This window comes from Flavobacterium swingsii (assembly GCF_900111965.1).
Classification (GTDB): Bacteria; Bacteroidota; Bacteroidia; order Flavobacteriales; family Flavobacteriaceae; genus Flavobacterium; species Flavobacterium swingsii.
On the sequence record NZ_FOJT01000003.1, the window covers coordinates 70,298 to 83,918 of the forward strand.

The 13,621-nt window shown below is 33.3% G+C and carries 15 protein-coding genes; 5 read left to right on the forward strand and 10 right to left on the reverse strand.

Annotation, left to right across the window (positions count from 1 at the left end):
* Nucleotides 1–10 precede the first annotated feature (10 nt).
* Genes hemF through hemA form a run of 7 tightly spaced genes read right to left on the reverse strand, consistent with a single transcriptional unit; the run spans nt 11 to nt 6,103 of the window.
* A complete protein-coding gene (gene hemF, locus BM053_RS05445; RefSeq protein ID WP_091474911.1) occupies nt 11–913 on the reverse strand; it encodes an oxygen-dependent coproporphyrinogen oxidase in 903 nt (300 codons plus the stop codon).
* Between the two features lie 3 nt (nt 914–916).
* A complete protein-coding gene (locus BM053_RS05450) occupies nt 917–1,636 on the reverse strand; it encodes a DUF3667 domain-containing protein (RefSeq protein WP_091474913.1) in 720 nt (239 codons plus the stop codon).
* Nucleotide 1,637: 1 nt separating this feature from the next.
* A complete protein-coding gene (locus tag BM053_RS05455) occupies nt 1,638–2,177 on the reverse strand; it encodes a GNAT family N-acetyltransferase (RefSeq protein ID WP_091474916.1) in 540 nt (179 codons plus the stop codon).
* A gap of 7 nt (nt 2,178–2,184) precedes the next feature.
* Nucleotides 2,185–3,210 (reverse strand): uroporphyrinogen decarboxylase, encoded by a 1,026-nt coding sequence (gene hemE / locus BM053_RS05460; RefSeq protein ID WP_091474918.1) that lies wholly within the window; start codon nt 3,208–3,210, stop codon nt 2,185–2,187.
* A gap of 52 nt (nt 3,211–3,262) precedes the next feature.
* Nucleotides 3,263–3,916, reverse strand: a complete 654-nt coding sequence (locus BM053_RS05465; RefSeq protein WP_091474920.1) for a uroporphyrinogen-III synthase — start codon at nt 3,914–3,916, stop codon at nt 3,263–3,265.
* Between the two features lie 7 nt (nt 3,917–3,923).
* Nucleotides 3,924–4,850 carry a hydroxymethylbilane synthase gene (hemC, locus tag BM053_RS05470; protein WP_167357302.1) on the reverse strand — a complete coding sequence of 309 codons (927 nt, stop codon included), beginning with the start codon at nt 4,848–4,850 and terminating at the stop codon, nt 3,924–3,926.
* Nucleotides 4,850–6,103, reverse strand: coding sequence for a glutamyl-tRNA reductase (hemA, locus tag BM053_RS05475; protein ID WP_091474922.1), 1,254 nt, complete (start codon nt 6,101–6,103; stop codon nt 4,850–4,852). Before hemA ends, hemC begins: the two co-directional genes overlap by 1 nt.
* A gap of 229 nt (nt 6,104–6,332) precedes the next feature.
* Between hemA and BM053_RS05480 the strand changes: the two genes are divergently transcribed.
* On the forward strand, nt 6,333–7,199 hold the full coding sequence (locus tag BM053_RS05480; RefSeq protein WP_091474924.1) for a helix-turn-helix transcriptional regulator: 867 nt from the start codon (nt 6,333–6,335) through the stop codon (nt 7,197–7,199).
* Between the two features lie 34 nt (nt 7,200–7,233).
* Here BM053_RS05480 and BM053_RS05485 read toward each other — a convergent pair whose 3' ends face one another.
* The 3 genes from BM053_RS05485 to BM053_RS05495 are packed head-to-tail and all read right to left on the reverse strand — an operon-like array spanning nt 7,234 to nt 9,564.
* Complete coding sequence (locus tag BM053_RS05485; protein WP_091474926.1) at nt 7,234–8,037, reverse strand: hypothetical protein; 804 nt, start codon at nt 8,035–8,037, stop codon at nt 7,234–7,236.
* An 11-nt stretch (nt 8,038–8,048) separates the two neighbouring features.
* Entirely contained in the window at nt 8,049–8,813 is a 765-nt protein-coding gene (locus BM053_RS05490) for a hypothetical protein (protein ID WP_091474928.1), read from the reverse strand.
* Nucleotides 8,814–8,823: 10 nt separating this feature from the next.
* On the reverse strand, nt 8,824–9,564 hold the full coding sequence (locus BM053_RS05495; RefSeq protein ID WP_091474930.1) for a hypothetical protein: 741 nt from the start codon (nt 9,562–9,564) through the stop codon (nt 8,824–8,826).
* 195 nt (nt 9,565–9,759) lie between these two features.
* Here BM053_RS05495 and hemH point away from each other — a divergent pair, with 195 nt between their 5' ends.
* From hemH to BM053_RS05515, 4 genes are read left to right on the forward strand one after another with little or no spacing between them, the layout of a single operon-like run.
* On the forward strand, nt 9,760–10,779 hold the full coding sequence (gene hemH / locus BM053_RS05500; protein WP_091474932.1) for a ferrochelatase: 1,020 nt from the start codon (nt 9,760–9,762) through the stop codon (nt 10,777–10,779).
* Between the two features lie 32 nt (nt 10,780–10,811).
* Nucleotides 10,812–11,354 carry a CopD family protein gene (locus BM053_RS05505; RefSeq protein WP_091474933.1) on the forward strand — a complete coding sequence of 181 codons (543 nt, stop codon included), beginning with the start codon at nt 10,812–10,814 and terminating at the stop codon, nt 11,352–11,354.
* Nucleotides 11,355–12,830, forward strand: coding sequence for a sensor histidine kinase (locus BM053_RS05510; protein WP_091474935.1), 1,476 nt, complete (start codon nt 11,355–11,357; stop codon nt 12,828–12,830). It abuts the gene before it with no gap.
* 3 nt (nt 12,831–12,833) lie between these two features.
* Nucleotides 12,834–13,616, forward strand: a complete 783-nt coding sequence (locus tag BM053_RS05515; protein ID WP_091474937.1) for an enoyl-CoA hydratase/isomerase family protein — start codon at nt 12,834–12,836, stop codon at nt 13,614–13,616.
* The last annotated feature ends 5 nt before the right edge of the window (nt 13,617–13,621 follow it).

Here is a 13,621-nt window from a genome sequence, read left to right on the forward strand (position 1 = left end):
CAATGGATAATTAAATCCAGTCAATTGGTTTTTCTAATACTTTGATTAACTTTTCTTCTTCGCTTCCAACTTCTGGATGATAGTCATAATGCCATTGCACATGTGGTGGCAAACTCATTAATATACTTTCAATTCTTCCGTTGGTTTTTAGTCCAAATAAAGTGCCTTTATCGTGAACCAAATTGAATTCGACATAACGACCACGACGAATTTCTTGCCAAGTTCTTTGTTCAGGAGTAAAAGATAAATTTTTTCTTCTTTCTAAGATAGGTGCGTAGGCTTCTATAAAACTATTGCCCACTTCAGAAACGAAACTGAACCAGTTTTCCATAGACATGTCTTCTGTCTTTTTGCAATAATCAAAAAACAATCCGCCAATTCCTCGTGCTTCATTTCTATGCGCATTCCAAAAATATTCATCGCATTGTTCTTTATATTTTGGATAAAATTCCAAATTATGTTTGTCGCAAGCTGTTTTGCATGTTTGATGAAAATGAATCGCATCTTCTTCAAACAAATAATAAGGAGTTAAATCTTGTCCGCCGCCAAACCACGAATTAATTACGTTTCCGTTGTCATCATACATTTCGAAATAACGCCAATTTGCGTGAACGGTGGGTGCCATTGGACTTTTAGGATGAATGACCAAACTTAATCCGCAAGCAAAGAAATCGGCTTCGCCAACATTGAATAATTTCTGCATGGAGTCTGGTAATTTACCATGAACTGCCGAAATGTTTACACCGCCTTTTTCGATTACGTTTCCGTTTTCGATAACACGAGTTCTTCCGCCGCCACCTTCTGGACGTTCCCAAATATCTTCACGAAATTTAGCAACACCGTCAACAGTTTCTAACCCTTTGCAGATCTGATCTTGCAGGTTTTGTATGTATTGGTAAAATTTATTTTTCATAGCTTACATATAATATTTATTGATATATCCAATAACAAAAAAGATGGCAACGTGTGTTAATACGCCTAATATAAATGCCAATAAGGCTTTTAGATAGTTTACTATTTTTTTCTCTCCAAAAAACTGCCCGATTGCCCAAATTTGATAAATAATAAAGAAAACAGTCAAATTACTAAAAATATTTGTGGTTTTAATTAACCCAATTATTGGTAAAATAATAAGTAAACCTGTGGCTAAAACATAGGACATTAATACAATCATTTCGAAAACATTGTATTTTCTCTTTCTATGTAACAATACTAACCAAGGCGCTACACAGAATCCAACAATAATGTTAGTATACGCAATATGACTAATTAACCAATTGTCGATGGTTTTTAAATCTACTTTGTCTTTTAATGGTTCTATGTAACCCACATTTAAGTAAGTATATTGAATGTGAAAAATTGAAGTGAACAAAGTAAAAAGTAAAGATGCAAAAAACAAATAAACGATTGGTTTTACATATTTATTTCTGTTTTCAAATAAATAGGTTCGAATAGTTTTTCCTGGTTTTATTATCAACTGCCAAGCCGTAAAATGAAACCCTTTTTCGAAATGAAGAAGATGCTCAATTTCATGAATGATGTAGTAAAAATCAATTCTTTTAATATTCTTTGGTTGTCCACATTTTGAACAAAAATCATCTATAATTTGATTGTTACAATTTATACAATTTGTCATTTTATTTATAATCTGATTTCAATAATCCGTAATAATTAATGTCTTCTAGAATTCCTTCACCATTTTTGAATTCTTCTCTCAGAATTCCTTCCTGAATGAATCCGTTTTTTAAAGCAATTTGTTGACTTCCAAAATTAATTTTTGAAGTACAGATGAATATTTTATTCATCGATAATTCTTTAAAACAAATGGCAATAACATCTGAAACTGCTTTTGAAATAATTCCTTTTCCTTCAAAATTTTTATCAATAAAATAAGCTAATTCACATTTAGAAATATTGAAATCTATTTTTTTAATACAGATATATCCTATCAAATCATTAGTTTCTAAATTTCGTATATAAAAATAGTAACCTGTTTTATCTTTCTCTATTTGAATGTTATTAGCAATAAATTCGGTTGCTTTTTCTAAATCGATACAATTTGAAACAGTAACTGGAAATGTTTTATTAATATGATTTCTATTTCTATCAATCAACCAAAAAAAATCTTCGGCATGAATATCTTCTATTTTATCAAGTTTCCAGTTAGTGAATTTCATGTACGTATTATTGATTATATTCCTTCACGGCATCAACAAATGCTTTGGCGTGGTCTACAGGAATATTTGGTAAAATTCCGTGACCCAAATTCACGATATATTTGTCTTTTCCGAATTCGTCAATCATTTCATGCACCATTTTCTTAATCACTGGAATTGGCGAAAGCAAACGACTTGGGTCAAAATTTCCTTGTAATGTGATGTTTCCACCAGACAAATATCTTGCGTTTCTTGGAGAACAAGTCCAATCTACACCAAGTGCCGACGCTTTACTTTTACCCATTTCTCCAAGTGCAAACCAACAACCTTTTCCGAAAACAATAACAGGTGTAATATCTGCTAATGCTTCGACGATTTGATTGATGTATTTCCATGAAAATTCTTGATAATCTACTGGAGAAAGCATGCCTCCCCAAGAATCGAAAATCTGAATAGCATTACAACCTGCTTTCACTTTTTCGATTAAATATGCAATGGTTGTATCTGTAATTTTTTGTAATAAAACGTGTGCCGCTTCTGGATGAGAGAAACAAAATCCTTTGGCTGCATCAAAACTTTTTGATCCTTTTCCTTCCACTGCATAACAGAAAATTGTCCATGGTGAACCAGCAAAACCGATTAATGGAACTTCATCGTTCAACATTTGTTTGGTTAATTTAATTGCATCAAAAACATAACCTAATGTTTCATGAACATCTGGAACAATAACTCTTTCTACATCTTGAATGGTGCGAATGGGATTTGGTAAAAACGGACCAATATTTTCTTTCATTAACACTTCAATTCCCATGGCTTGTGGCACGACCAAAATATCCGAAAACAAAATGGCAGCATCAGGAGCAATTCTACGAATAGGTTGCACAGTGATTTCGGCAGCTAATTCTGGAGTTTGACAACGGGTAAAAAAATCGTATTTATCACGCAAAGCGATGAATTCTGGTAAATATCTTCCCGCTTGACGCATCATCCAAACTGGTGGACGTTGTACAGTTTCTCCTTTTAATGCTTTTAGAAATAGGTCGTTTTTGATCATTGTTTTATTGTTAGACCTGACAGGTTTTTAAAACCTGTCAGGTTTGTTTGTGTTATTTATATTCGTTTATACATTCCTCAATCACATCTTCGATAGTTGGATTTTCGGCAATGATGATATTTTTTGTAATTTTTTCTAAGGCTTCTGCGGTGGTTTCGCCAATGCAAAAACAGGCTTCTTTTTTGATGGTATTGTCTTTCAAATAACTTTCTACGCCAGACGGACTAAAAAACAAAATAGCTTCTACAGAATCTTTTATTTTTTGAGGCGTGAGCGTTGTTTCGTAAACTTTAATCTCATTAAAATCGACATTTCCTTCTTTTAAAGCTTGAGGTAATATTTCTCTACGTAAGTTTCCGCTGAAAAAAGTAAAACTGTCGCTACCGTGAATTAAGGTAATAATTTCGGCTAAATCGGAAGCGTAACCCGTGTAAACATCAACATTAAAACCATTTTCTGATAATAAAATTTTTGTTTTTAATCCGACACAAAATACAGGTTTTGTTTTTAGTTCTTCACATTTTGGATGTTGCAAAATACTGTGAACGGCATTTTGACTGGTAAAAATCAAATTGTCTTTGATGTTTTTTAAATCAAAATCTTGGTGTTCGGTTTTAATAAAATCGGCTTCAATTACATCAAAATCCGCATTTACTAATGCGTCTTTTTGAATAGTTGAAAGTTTTTTTGTAGATAATATCTTCATTAGATTGTTATTGTTTTTTTAGCTTTTCTTTTATGGATTTCATCAATTCTAGTCCACCGTTTTCGAAAATTTCTTGGGCTGCATTATAACCTAATTGCTTCCATTCCTGGACTTCAACTATTTTATTCACTTCAATTTTCTGACTTCCGTCTAATGAAAATAAAACGCCTTGAAAATGGATTGTTTCGTCTTTTTCGTTAAATTTTGCAAAAGCACCAATTGGCGCAGTGCAACCACCTTCTAAAGTTCGTAAAAATTGACGTTCAATATAGGTTGTTATTTCGGTTTCGATATGATTGAGTTCTGCTAAAGCATCTAAACAATAAGAATCGTCTCCCATGGCAACAACCATCATTGCGCCTTGTGCTGGTGCGGGAATCATCCAATCTAGATTGATATAATTTTCTGGTTTTAAGTTTATTCTTTCTAAACCTGCAGCGGCAAAAATGGCTCCATCCCAGTTGTTGTCTTTCAGTTTTTGCATTCTGGTATTTACATTTCCACGCAAATCGACAACGTTATGATTCGGATATTTGTGCAACCATTGGGCTTGTCTTCGCAAACTTCCAGTTGCTATTGTTGCTTCGGTATCTAGAAAATCGAGATTGTTATTATATACTAAAATATCTTTTTCGTTGGCCCTTTCTAAAACAGCCGCTTGCACGATTCCTTGTGGTAGAGCGGTTGGAACGTCTTTCATAGAATGAACAGCAATATCAATATCGCCATTTATCATCGCAATATCTAATGTTTTTGTAAAAATTCCAGTTATTCCGAGTTCGTAAAGTGGTTTGTCTAGAATAATATCTCCTTGGGATTTTACGGCTACAATTTTGGTTTTATAACCCAAATCGTTTAACATTTTCTCGACATGATGTGCTTGCCAAAGTGCTAATTCACTATCACGAGTTCCTATGCGAATTATTTTAGTCATTATTTGGCTTTTTCTATTTGGAAAACTTTTTGAATCCAATCGATGCTTTCGTCGACCATTGTTTCTTCGTCTTTGAGATGATTGGCAAAATGATTGGTTATTTTTTGAATGATACGATTACTAATGAGTTCTGCTTGTTCTTCATCAAAATTTGATAATTTTTTTCTTTGAAAGGTTAACTCTTTTTCTTTAATCGTATTTAGTTTTGCTTTGAGCGCATGAATGGTTGGAGCGTATTTTCGTCCGTTCATCCAGGTGTTAAATTCTTCTTTTATTTCTTCGATAATGGCTTCGGCAGCTGGAATGTGTTGCTTTCTGTTTTCGAGAGTTTCGTCAGTAATTTGAGATAAATCATCTAAATGAACTAGTGTTACATTTTCTAATTCATTCACATTAATATTTACATTTTTTGGAATCGATAAATCTAAAATTAACAATGGTTTTTTAAGGTTTAAAATCGCTTTGTCAATCGTTGGATTTTGCGCTCCAGTTGCCACGACCAGAACATCGGCTCTTTGTAATTCGATATGTAAATCGGCATAATCCTTTACAATCAAATTGAGTTTTCCAGCCAATTTTTCGGCTTTATCTTTCGTTCGATTTATTAAAGTAATGTGCTCGTTTTTAGAATGTTTTACTAGATTTTCGCAAGTATTTCTTCCTATTTTTCCTGTACCAAAAAGTAAAATATTTTTTTCGCCAATGTTTTCTACATTTTTCATAATGTATTGTACCGATGCAAACGAAACAGAAGTTGCTCCCGATGAGATTTCGGTATCCGTTTTTATTCTTTTACTGGCTTGAATGACCGCGTTTACAAGTCTTTCCATAAAAGAATTGGCGAGATCTAAAGCCTTACTTTCTGTAAATGCAATTTTTATTTGGCTAATAATTTCGAAATCACCAAGAATCTGACTGTCTAAACCAGTTCCTACTTTAAACAAATGAGAAATGGCTTCTTGATTTTTATATACGTAGGCTACTTTTTGAAAATCTTCAACAGTTCCTTGACTGTTCTCACAAAGTAATTTGATGAGTTGAAATGGGTGTTGTGCAAAACCGTAAATTTCGGTTCTGTTGCAGGTCGAAGTAACGATTAGACTTTCAATCCCTTCGGTTTTTGCTTGTTGTAATAAGTTCGATTTAGATTGCGCATCAATACTAAATTTACCACGCATCTCGGCATCAGCTTTTTTGTAATTTAGGCCAATGGCATAAAAAGAAGTGTGCTTCGAAATTGTATTGTTCTCCATAGTTGTCACTTTATTCAAAAAGTTAAACAAAAGTATCGTTATCCTTTTTATAAAAGTAACGCTAGAAGTTCTATTTGTGTCGCTAAGAGAATTTTACTTTAAAAAATAGATTTTTATCGTTATTTCTTTTATTTTTGTATTAAAATCAATACTTTTGAAATTATTTATTTAGAACTATTCTAAATAAATAAAATATAATTTCATCAAAAATTGATAAAAAAACATCGCTATGAGTTCGCCAGAAGAAATAAAGATTGATGATGATTTTATTTTAATTCGTTTTCAGAATGATACTGACGAGATGATTTCCTTTGAACGTCAGGTAAATAACGGATTAATTCAGTTTCATTTCGGATTGAAAGGGAATGCTAAATTTATCTTCAATCAAGGAAATTACACATTAAATTTGAAAGAAGAAAAGTCCTTGTTGTTTTATAATCCACAAAAAGAACTGCCGTTACATTTGGAAATTGAACCAAAATCATGGTTGATTTCTATCTTGGTTTCTATCAAAAAATTTCACGGATTGTTTTCTTCCGATACGGAACACATTCCATTTTTGAGTGATGAAAATAGAGATAAGAAATATTATGGCGAAGAAAATATTTCTCCATCGATGGCAATTGTTTTAAACCAAATGTTTCATTACAACTTAAATCCATCAATAAAAAACCTATATTATAAAGGAAAAGGTTACGAATTATTGAGTTTGTTTTTTAACCGTTCCGAAGATCCAAATGCAGAGCAATGTCCGTTTTTGATTGATGAAGAAAATGTTTTAAAAATAAAAAAAGCCAAAGAAATTATTATTGCCAACATGGCCGAACCGCCAGGATTGCAAGAATTAGCTGATGAAATTGGTTTGAATTTAAAGAAACTAAAAATGGGTTTCAAGCAAATATATGGCGATACTGTTTATGGTTTTTTGTTCGACTACAAAATGGAACAAGCCCGCAAATTACTAGATTCTGGTTCGTATAATGTAAATGAAGTTGGGCTAAAAATTGGTTACAGCACAGGAAGTCATTTTATTGCTGCTTTTAAGAAAAAGTTTGCAACGACGCCGAAGAAGTATTTGTTAGAGAAAAGTTTATAAATAACAAACTCGCCAATGGCGAGTTTGTTATTTACTAGTTATAATAGTGAGCCACAATTTGCACTTCATCTTGTCCTCCGCCAACAAAAGCTTTAACCGCTCCAGTACCGCCAGTAATACTTACAGCGATTTGTGCAGCAAACATTGGTTGGTATGTTCCTGGAGGGAGTTTTACGTAATCTGTTCCGGTATTAAAATATTGGTCATTTGCTCCATTTGCTCCTACTTCATTATTATAAAATTGACCGTTTAATCCTAGGGCATATCCCAATATTAAAGGCGCTCCATCAGCATCTACTGTTACTAAACCAGCACCAGGTGCATCTAATTTAATAAGGTACATTAGTGTTTGAAAAATCCTAGCAGCTCCATCATCTATATTACTCGTATTGTTTTTAACAATTTTCCATGATAATGAGTAATTAATCTCTACGATAGCCTTTTTTGATAATACAAAATTAGATAATCCAGCACCTATTTGTCTAGGATATCCAGCTGCCTGAAACCCCGTTCCTGTTCCTGTTTGAGTAATCACATTAGAATTGGCTCCACCAGAATCTTCGGGATCGTCTAAATAGTTAAAAGGATTGAAAAGTATTTCGATATTATTTGCTGCTGATCCAAGTACCAAATCACCATCTACGTCAGCAAAAATTCTAGAACTACCATTTGTACCAATATTTAAGCTGTTGTTTGGAGAGTTTAATCCATCAATTCTGATAGTGCTTGTGCTTCCGCCAACGTGAACTTGTTCTACAGGACTTGGTTGATTGATGCCAACTTGCGAAAAAACAGCAATTGGAAAAACGAAAAATATAAAATGTAAATTTTTAATCATTGCCTTGTCTTTTAGTTATATAATCTAATTTTCATGTAATCTAAATCACCCCCAAAACCTACGCTTGTAAATTTGTTAATTCCATCTATTGATTCGCCAAAAAAGATTAACCTATGGTTTCCTGCTGGGATATTTGCATACCCATGACTGTTCATATAAGGATAGCCTAAAATTCCTTGTGCTGTTGAAGCGTAAAACTGTCCTTTATCGCCATATTTTTTTGACAATTCTGATGCATCTAGTCCGTCACTGTTTAAATCTATACAGAAATAAACATGAAATGTTCTTGCCGATTTATCTGTAAATGCAGTGTAGGTTGGGACAGTTAAATCTCCTTGTGATAAGACGATTGTAACACCATATTTTACTTCAATAAGAGCATTTTGTGGCGAAACAAATGGGACTATTGCAATTTGACCTGAAGCATTTGTCACGCCTATAGGATTGTTTAATGCAACACCAACTCCGCCATTATCAGGTATGAAATTGCCTAAGGTTATTAAAAAATTTAATGGAGCTACTCCAGTTGGCGAGCCTACATCAGTTATATAATTAGGAGGATTTAGAGTTAGTTCTCCGTCTTGATCTACAAATACAGGTGCAAGTTTTACACCATCATTTAGTACTGGGTTATTTACGGAATTTAATTTTTCAATTCTAATTGTAGAAGTTGATCCAGCAAGATGTAGCTCTTTTTGAGGAGTTGAAGTCCCAATTCCTATCTGGGCATGACTATTAAAAGTTATTAGTCCTATTAAAAGTAATATGTTTTTCATAGTTATAAATTTAATATATACGCATAAATACAGAATCGTTACCTATCCCAAAGTTTACAAGTGTTAAATCATTCGTAGTTCCAGTATTTGCTTCGCCATAAAAACGGATTGTATGCGTCCCAGCTGTAAGTGGTATGTAGGTTGATGTGCTATTGTACATATTGCCCGGAGCAGCAAAAACAGTTACGGAGGTGTCGTTACTAAAATAACACTTAGAAGCTTGTCCGTGTTTTGATACACCTGCACCTAAAACGGCATCAACAGTATAGAATGTAGAAATGCGTCTGGCTCTGTTGTTTTTAAGTAAAACCCCAGTACTTCTATATACTTCAAAACTGATGTTGTATTTTATTTCAAGAACAACGTTTCTTGTTACAGTAATTGGGTAGGCTAAAATAAGTACATTTCTTGTACCATTATTAGGAGCAGTAGCTGTTGTAGGAATTACAATTGCTGCAGCTGGTAATAGTGTTGTTCCTGTAAAAGCATCAGTCCCATCACTATTTGTAAAAGTAGAAAGCGAAAGAGTTAAATCCCCGTTGTTGTTTACATATAACGGGAAAGTTTTATCAAATCCACCGCCATTAAAGGCGTTGTTTGTTGAGCTTAAACCATCTACACGAACCGTCCCCGTTGCTCCAGCCAAATGTAGTGTTTGTTGTGGGTTAGATGTTCCAACTCCAACTCCACTTACCTGAGCAAAAGTGTTCGCGTAGGTAATTAGTAAGAATAGTAAGTAGATTTTTTTCATAGTAATTAACTTTTGTAGTTGAAATCTATAATAAATTTGCAATATTTTTATTAAAAAATAAATAAAATCGTTAAAAAGTTATGTTTTACCGATAAAAATAACTTTAAATAAGAAAATTCACATTATAAACGCGATTTGATAATTTTATTTTAGTCATAAATTATTATTACTTTTATAAAAAAATTAAAAGCACTAATGAAAGGAGTATTACTCGTAAATCTAGGTTCGCCAGAAAGCCCAACGCCAAAAGATGTTAAGCCATATTTAGATGAATTTTTGATGGACAAATATGTGATTGATGTCCCATATTTATTAAGAGCATTATTAGTTAGGGGAATTATTTTAAGAAAAAGACCAGAGAAATCTGCCGAAGCCTATGCTAAAATTTGGACACCCGAAGGTTCTCCGCTTATCGTGTTTTCGAAAAAAATGCACGAAAAAGTCAAAGTCCTAACAGACATTCCTGTTTCATTAGCGATGCGTTACGGAACGATGACAATTCTAAAAGGCCTACAAGAATTAAAAGACAAAGGTGTGACCGATGTAATGCTTTTCCCATTGTATCCGCAACACGCAATGGCATCTACAACGACAATTTTAGTTTTGGCAGAAGAACTTCGCAAGAAACATTTTCCAGAAATGAAGTTTACGAATGTACCCGCTTTTTACAACAAACCAGATTATATAAAAGCACTGTCTAATTCGATAAAAAAACATTTAGAGAATTTCGATTACGACCATTTGTTGTTTTCTTATCACGGAATTCCAGAACGCCATATTCGCAAGACTGACATTACCAAATCGCATTGCAAAATAGATGGTTCTTGTTGCAACACGCCATCTCCAGCACATGAATTTTGTTACCGTCATCAGTGTTACGAAACCACAAAACAAGTGGTGAAATTGTTAGGAATTTCTGAGGACAAATATAGTCAAACATTTCAATCACGATTGGCGGGTGACAAATGGTTAGAACCTTATACCGATGTTGAAATTAATAAAATGCCCGAAAAAGGGATCAAAAAATTAGCCGTTGTAACACCAGCTTTCGTATCCGATTGTTTAGAAACATTAGAAGAAATCGCAATGGAAGCCAATCACCAATTTAAGGAACATGGTGGCGAAGAATTTATGGCAATTCCTTGTATGAATGACGAAGACGAATGGTGCGAAGTGGTTGCGAATTGGATTAAGGATTTTCAGAAGAAAGACTAAAAATAATAGCCAGATAGATAATAGATTTAACAATGGAATACTACAATTACATAAAATCGCTACACTTAATTTTTGTAATCACTTGGTTTGCAGGGTTGTTCTATATTGTTAGATTGTTTGTTTATCAAATTGAAGCCAACGAAAAACCTTCGCCAGAAAAGGAAATTTTATTGAAGCAATACAAAATAATGACTTACCGATTATGGTATATTATTACTTGGCCAAGTGCAATTTTAGCCACATTTTTTGCTGTTTGGTTATTAATATTAATGCCTGTTTGGTTGCAAATGCCTTGGATGCACGTAAAACTTGGCTTTGTTTTTCTTTTGTTTTTATACCATTTAAAATGTCATCAAATTTATAATCAATTGCAAAAAGACGAATTCAAATATTCTTCAAACTTTATGCGATTGTGGAACGAAGGAGCCACATTAATACTATTTGCTGTTGTTTTTTTAGTAATTTTAAAAAATGCTTTCAACTGGATTTATGGAGTAATAGGAATCTTTTTATTTTCAATAATCATTATGCTGGGATTTAAGTTTTACAAACGAATAAGAGAAAAAAATCAATAAATGAATTCCATTTTTAAAGTTAAAAGTTGGTCATTGCGTGTAAGAATCTTTTTGTCGATGATTCTTATAACCTTGATATCTTCTATTTTAATTGCGGGTGTTTCGTTAATTCATTTCCAAATCGAAAGCAAAGAATACAATCAAGAATTACTTATAAATAAAGAAAACCAGATAAAACAACACCTTCAGTACGTGTTGGCAATTACACCACATCCTTTAACTACGTTTAATATTCCATCGATATTTAAAGATAAAATTTTCGAAATTTCAGACATTCACAATATTGAAATAGATATGTATGACCTGAACGGAAGATTACTGACAACTTCGAATGCACCAATGATTCAAGGGCAAATCTCTCCAAATATTTCGGATTCGATTCTTACTAAAGTGAAGCAATCTAAAAAAAACAGGTATGTAGATATTGCTGAAAGCAAAGGGAATAAATTTCAATTTTCTTATAGTTATCTGATGGATTATGTAGAAAAAAAACCCATCGGAATTATCCGATTGCCTTATAAAGAAGACAACACATTTTATCAGAAACAAATAGAAGAGTTCCTAAAAATTTTTGGGTTTGTATACTTTGCCATGTTTGTTATTTCTATTTGGATCGCCTTATACTTATCTCGATATATTACCAAATCGTTAGAAACAATTTCGAATAGACTAACCAAAACAAGTCTAACCGAAAAAAACAAGAAAATAGAACTGGTTAGCAACAGTTACGAAATAGATAAATTGGTTAAATCATATAACAATATGATTGATGAACTAGAAGAAAGTGCCAACAAATTAGCACAAAGCGAACGTGAAGGAGCTTGGCGAGAAATGGCAAAACAAGTGGCACATGAGATTAAAAACCCGCTAACACCTATGCGACTAACGGTGCAGAGTTATCAGCGAAAATTTGATCCTTTAGATCCAAATGTTAATCAGAAACTGAATGATTACTCGAAAACATTAATACAGCAAATAGACACGATGAGTGCTGTGGCTTCAGCATTTTCTAACTTTGCATCGATGCCAGCACAACAAAATGAAACTATAAATGTGGTCGATGTGGTTAAATTGTCACTAGATATTTTTAATGAAGATTTTATCGAATTTTATTCCAGTTCAGACGAAATTATTACCAAAATAGACCGAACACAACTCATACGAATTATCACCAATTTGGTTAAAAATGCCTCGCAAGCCATTCCGGAAGAACAAGAAATTAAGAAGATTTCGGTTTCGGTAAATAAAGAATCTGACAATGCTGTAATTACCGTAAAAGATAACGGAAAAGGAATCGCAATAGCAGATTTTGATAGAATTTTCGAACCAAAATTTACCACAAAATCTAGCGGAATGGGATTAGGATTGGGAATTATAAAAAACATTATCGAAAATTATAACGGAACCATTACTTTTACTTCTAAAATAAATAAAGGAACAACATTTACTGTTTCATTACCTATAACAAATCAATAAATTATGGCATTAGAAAACATTATTATCGAACACGAAAAAGGAATTGCAACCATTTTTATAAACCGACCTGAGAAACTAAATGCGCTAAATAAAGCTACAATTCAGGAACTACACGAAACACTACAATTAGCCGATAAAAACTCAGAAATTAAAGTACTAATCATCACAGGAAGTGGCGAAAAAGCGTTTGTGGCTGGTGCCGATATTTCAGAATTTGCTCATTTTTCAGACAAAGAAGGCGCCATGTTAGCCGCAAAAGGACAAGAAATCTTATTCGATTTTATCGAAAACATGAAAACACCAGTTATTGCAGCCATCAATGGTTTTGCATTAGGTGGTGGATTAGAATTGGCCATGTCTTGTCATTTCCGTATCGCTTCAGATAATGCAAAAATGGGATTGCCAGAAACTTCACTAGGTGTAATTCCTGGCTACGGAGGAACACAACGTTTGCCACAATTGATAGGTAAAGGTCGCGCTATGGAAATGATTATGACCGCAGGAATGATTGATGCTCCAACGGCAAAAGCATACGGATTAGTAAATCACGTTGTTCCACAAGCGGATTTAATGTCAACTTATATGACAATTGCCGATAAAATTATGAGAAATTCGCCAGCAGCTATTTCTAAAGCGATTGAAGCGATAAATGCCAATTACAAAGACGGTACCAATGGTTTTGATGTAGAAATTAAAGCCTTCGGTGAGTGTTTTGCTACCGATGATTTTAAAGAAGGAACCATTGCATTTTTAGAAAAAAGAAGAGCAGTATTTACTGGAAAATAAGCTAA

What these genes read in the sequence shown, in the direction of transcription:
- BM053_RS05510 (WP_091474935.1), top strand. Translation starts at nt 11,355, where the DNA reads ATGAATTCCATTTTTAAAGTTAAAAGTTGGTCATTGCGTGTAAGAATC.
- hemF (WP_091474911.1), bottom strand. Translation starts at nt 913, where the DNA reads ATGAAAAATAAATTTTACCAATACATACAAAACCTGCAAGATCAGATC.
- hemH (WP_091474932.1), top strand. Translation starts at nt 9,760, where the DNA reads ATGAAAGGAGTATTACTCGTAAATCTAGGTTCGCCAGAAAGCCCAACG.
- BM053_RS05495 (WP_091474930.1), bottom strand. Translation starts at nt 9,564, where the DNA reads ATGAAAAAAATCTACTTACTATTCTTACTAATTACCTACGCGAACACT.
- BM053_RS05485 (WP_091474926.1), bottom strand. Translation starts at nt 8,037, where the DNA reads ATGATTAAAAATTTACATTTTATATTTTTCGTTTTTCCAATTGCTGTT.
- BM053_RS05505 (WP_091474933.1), top strand. Translation starts at nt 10,812, where the DNA reads ATGGAATACTACAATTACATAAAATCGCTACACTTAATTTTTGTAATC.
- BM053_RS05490 (WP_091474928.1), bottom strand. Translation starts at nt 8,813, where the DNA reads ATGAAAAACATATTACTTTTAATAGGACTAATAACTTTTAATAGTCAT.
- BM053_RS05455 (WP_091474916.1), bottom strand. Translation starts at nt 2,177, where the DNA reads ATGAAATTCACTAACTGGAAACTTGATAAAATAGAAGATATTCATGCC.
- hemA (WP_091474922.1), bottom strand. Translation starts at nt 6,103, where the DNA reads ATGGAGAACAATACAATTTCGAAGCACACTTCTTTTTATGCCATTGGC.
- hemC (WP_167357302.1), bottom strand. Translation starts at nt 4,850, where the DNA reads ATGACTAAAATAATTCGCATAGGAACTCGTGATAGTGAATTAGCACTT.
- hemE (WP_091474918.1), bottom strand. Translation starts at nt 3,210, where the DNA reads ATGATCAAAAACGACCTATTTCTAAAAGCATTAAAAGGAGAAACTGTA.
- BM053_RS05480 (WP_091474924.1), top strand. Translation starts at nt 6,333, where the DNA reads ATGAGTTCGCCAGAAGAAATAAAGATTGATGATGATTTTATTTTAATT.
- BM053_RS05515 (WP_091474937.1), top strand. Translation starts at nt 12,834, where the DNA reads ATGGCATTAGAAAACATTATTATCGAACACGAAAAAGGAATTGCAACC.
- BM053_RS05465 (WP_091474920.1), bottom strand. Translation starts at nt 3,916, where the DNA reads ATGAAGATATTATCTACAAAAAAACTTTCAACTATTCAAAAAGACGCA.
- BM053_RS05450 (WP_091474913.1), bottom strand. Translation starts at nt 1,636, where the DNA reads ATGACAAATTGTATAAATTGTAACAATCAAATTATAGATGATTTTTGT.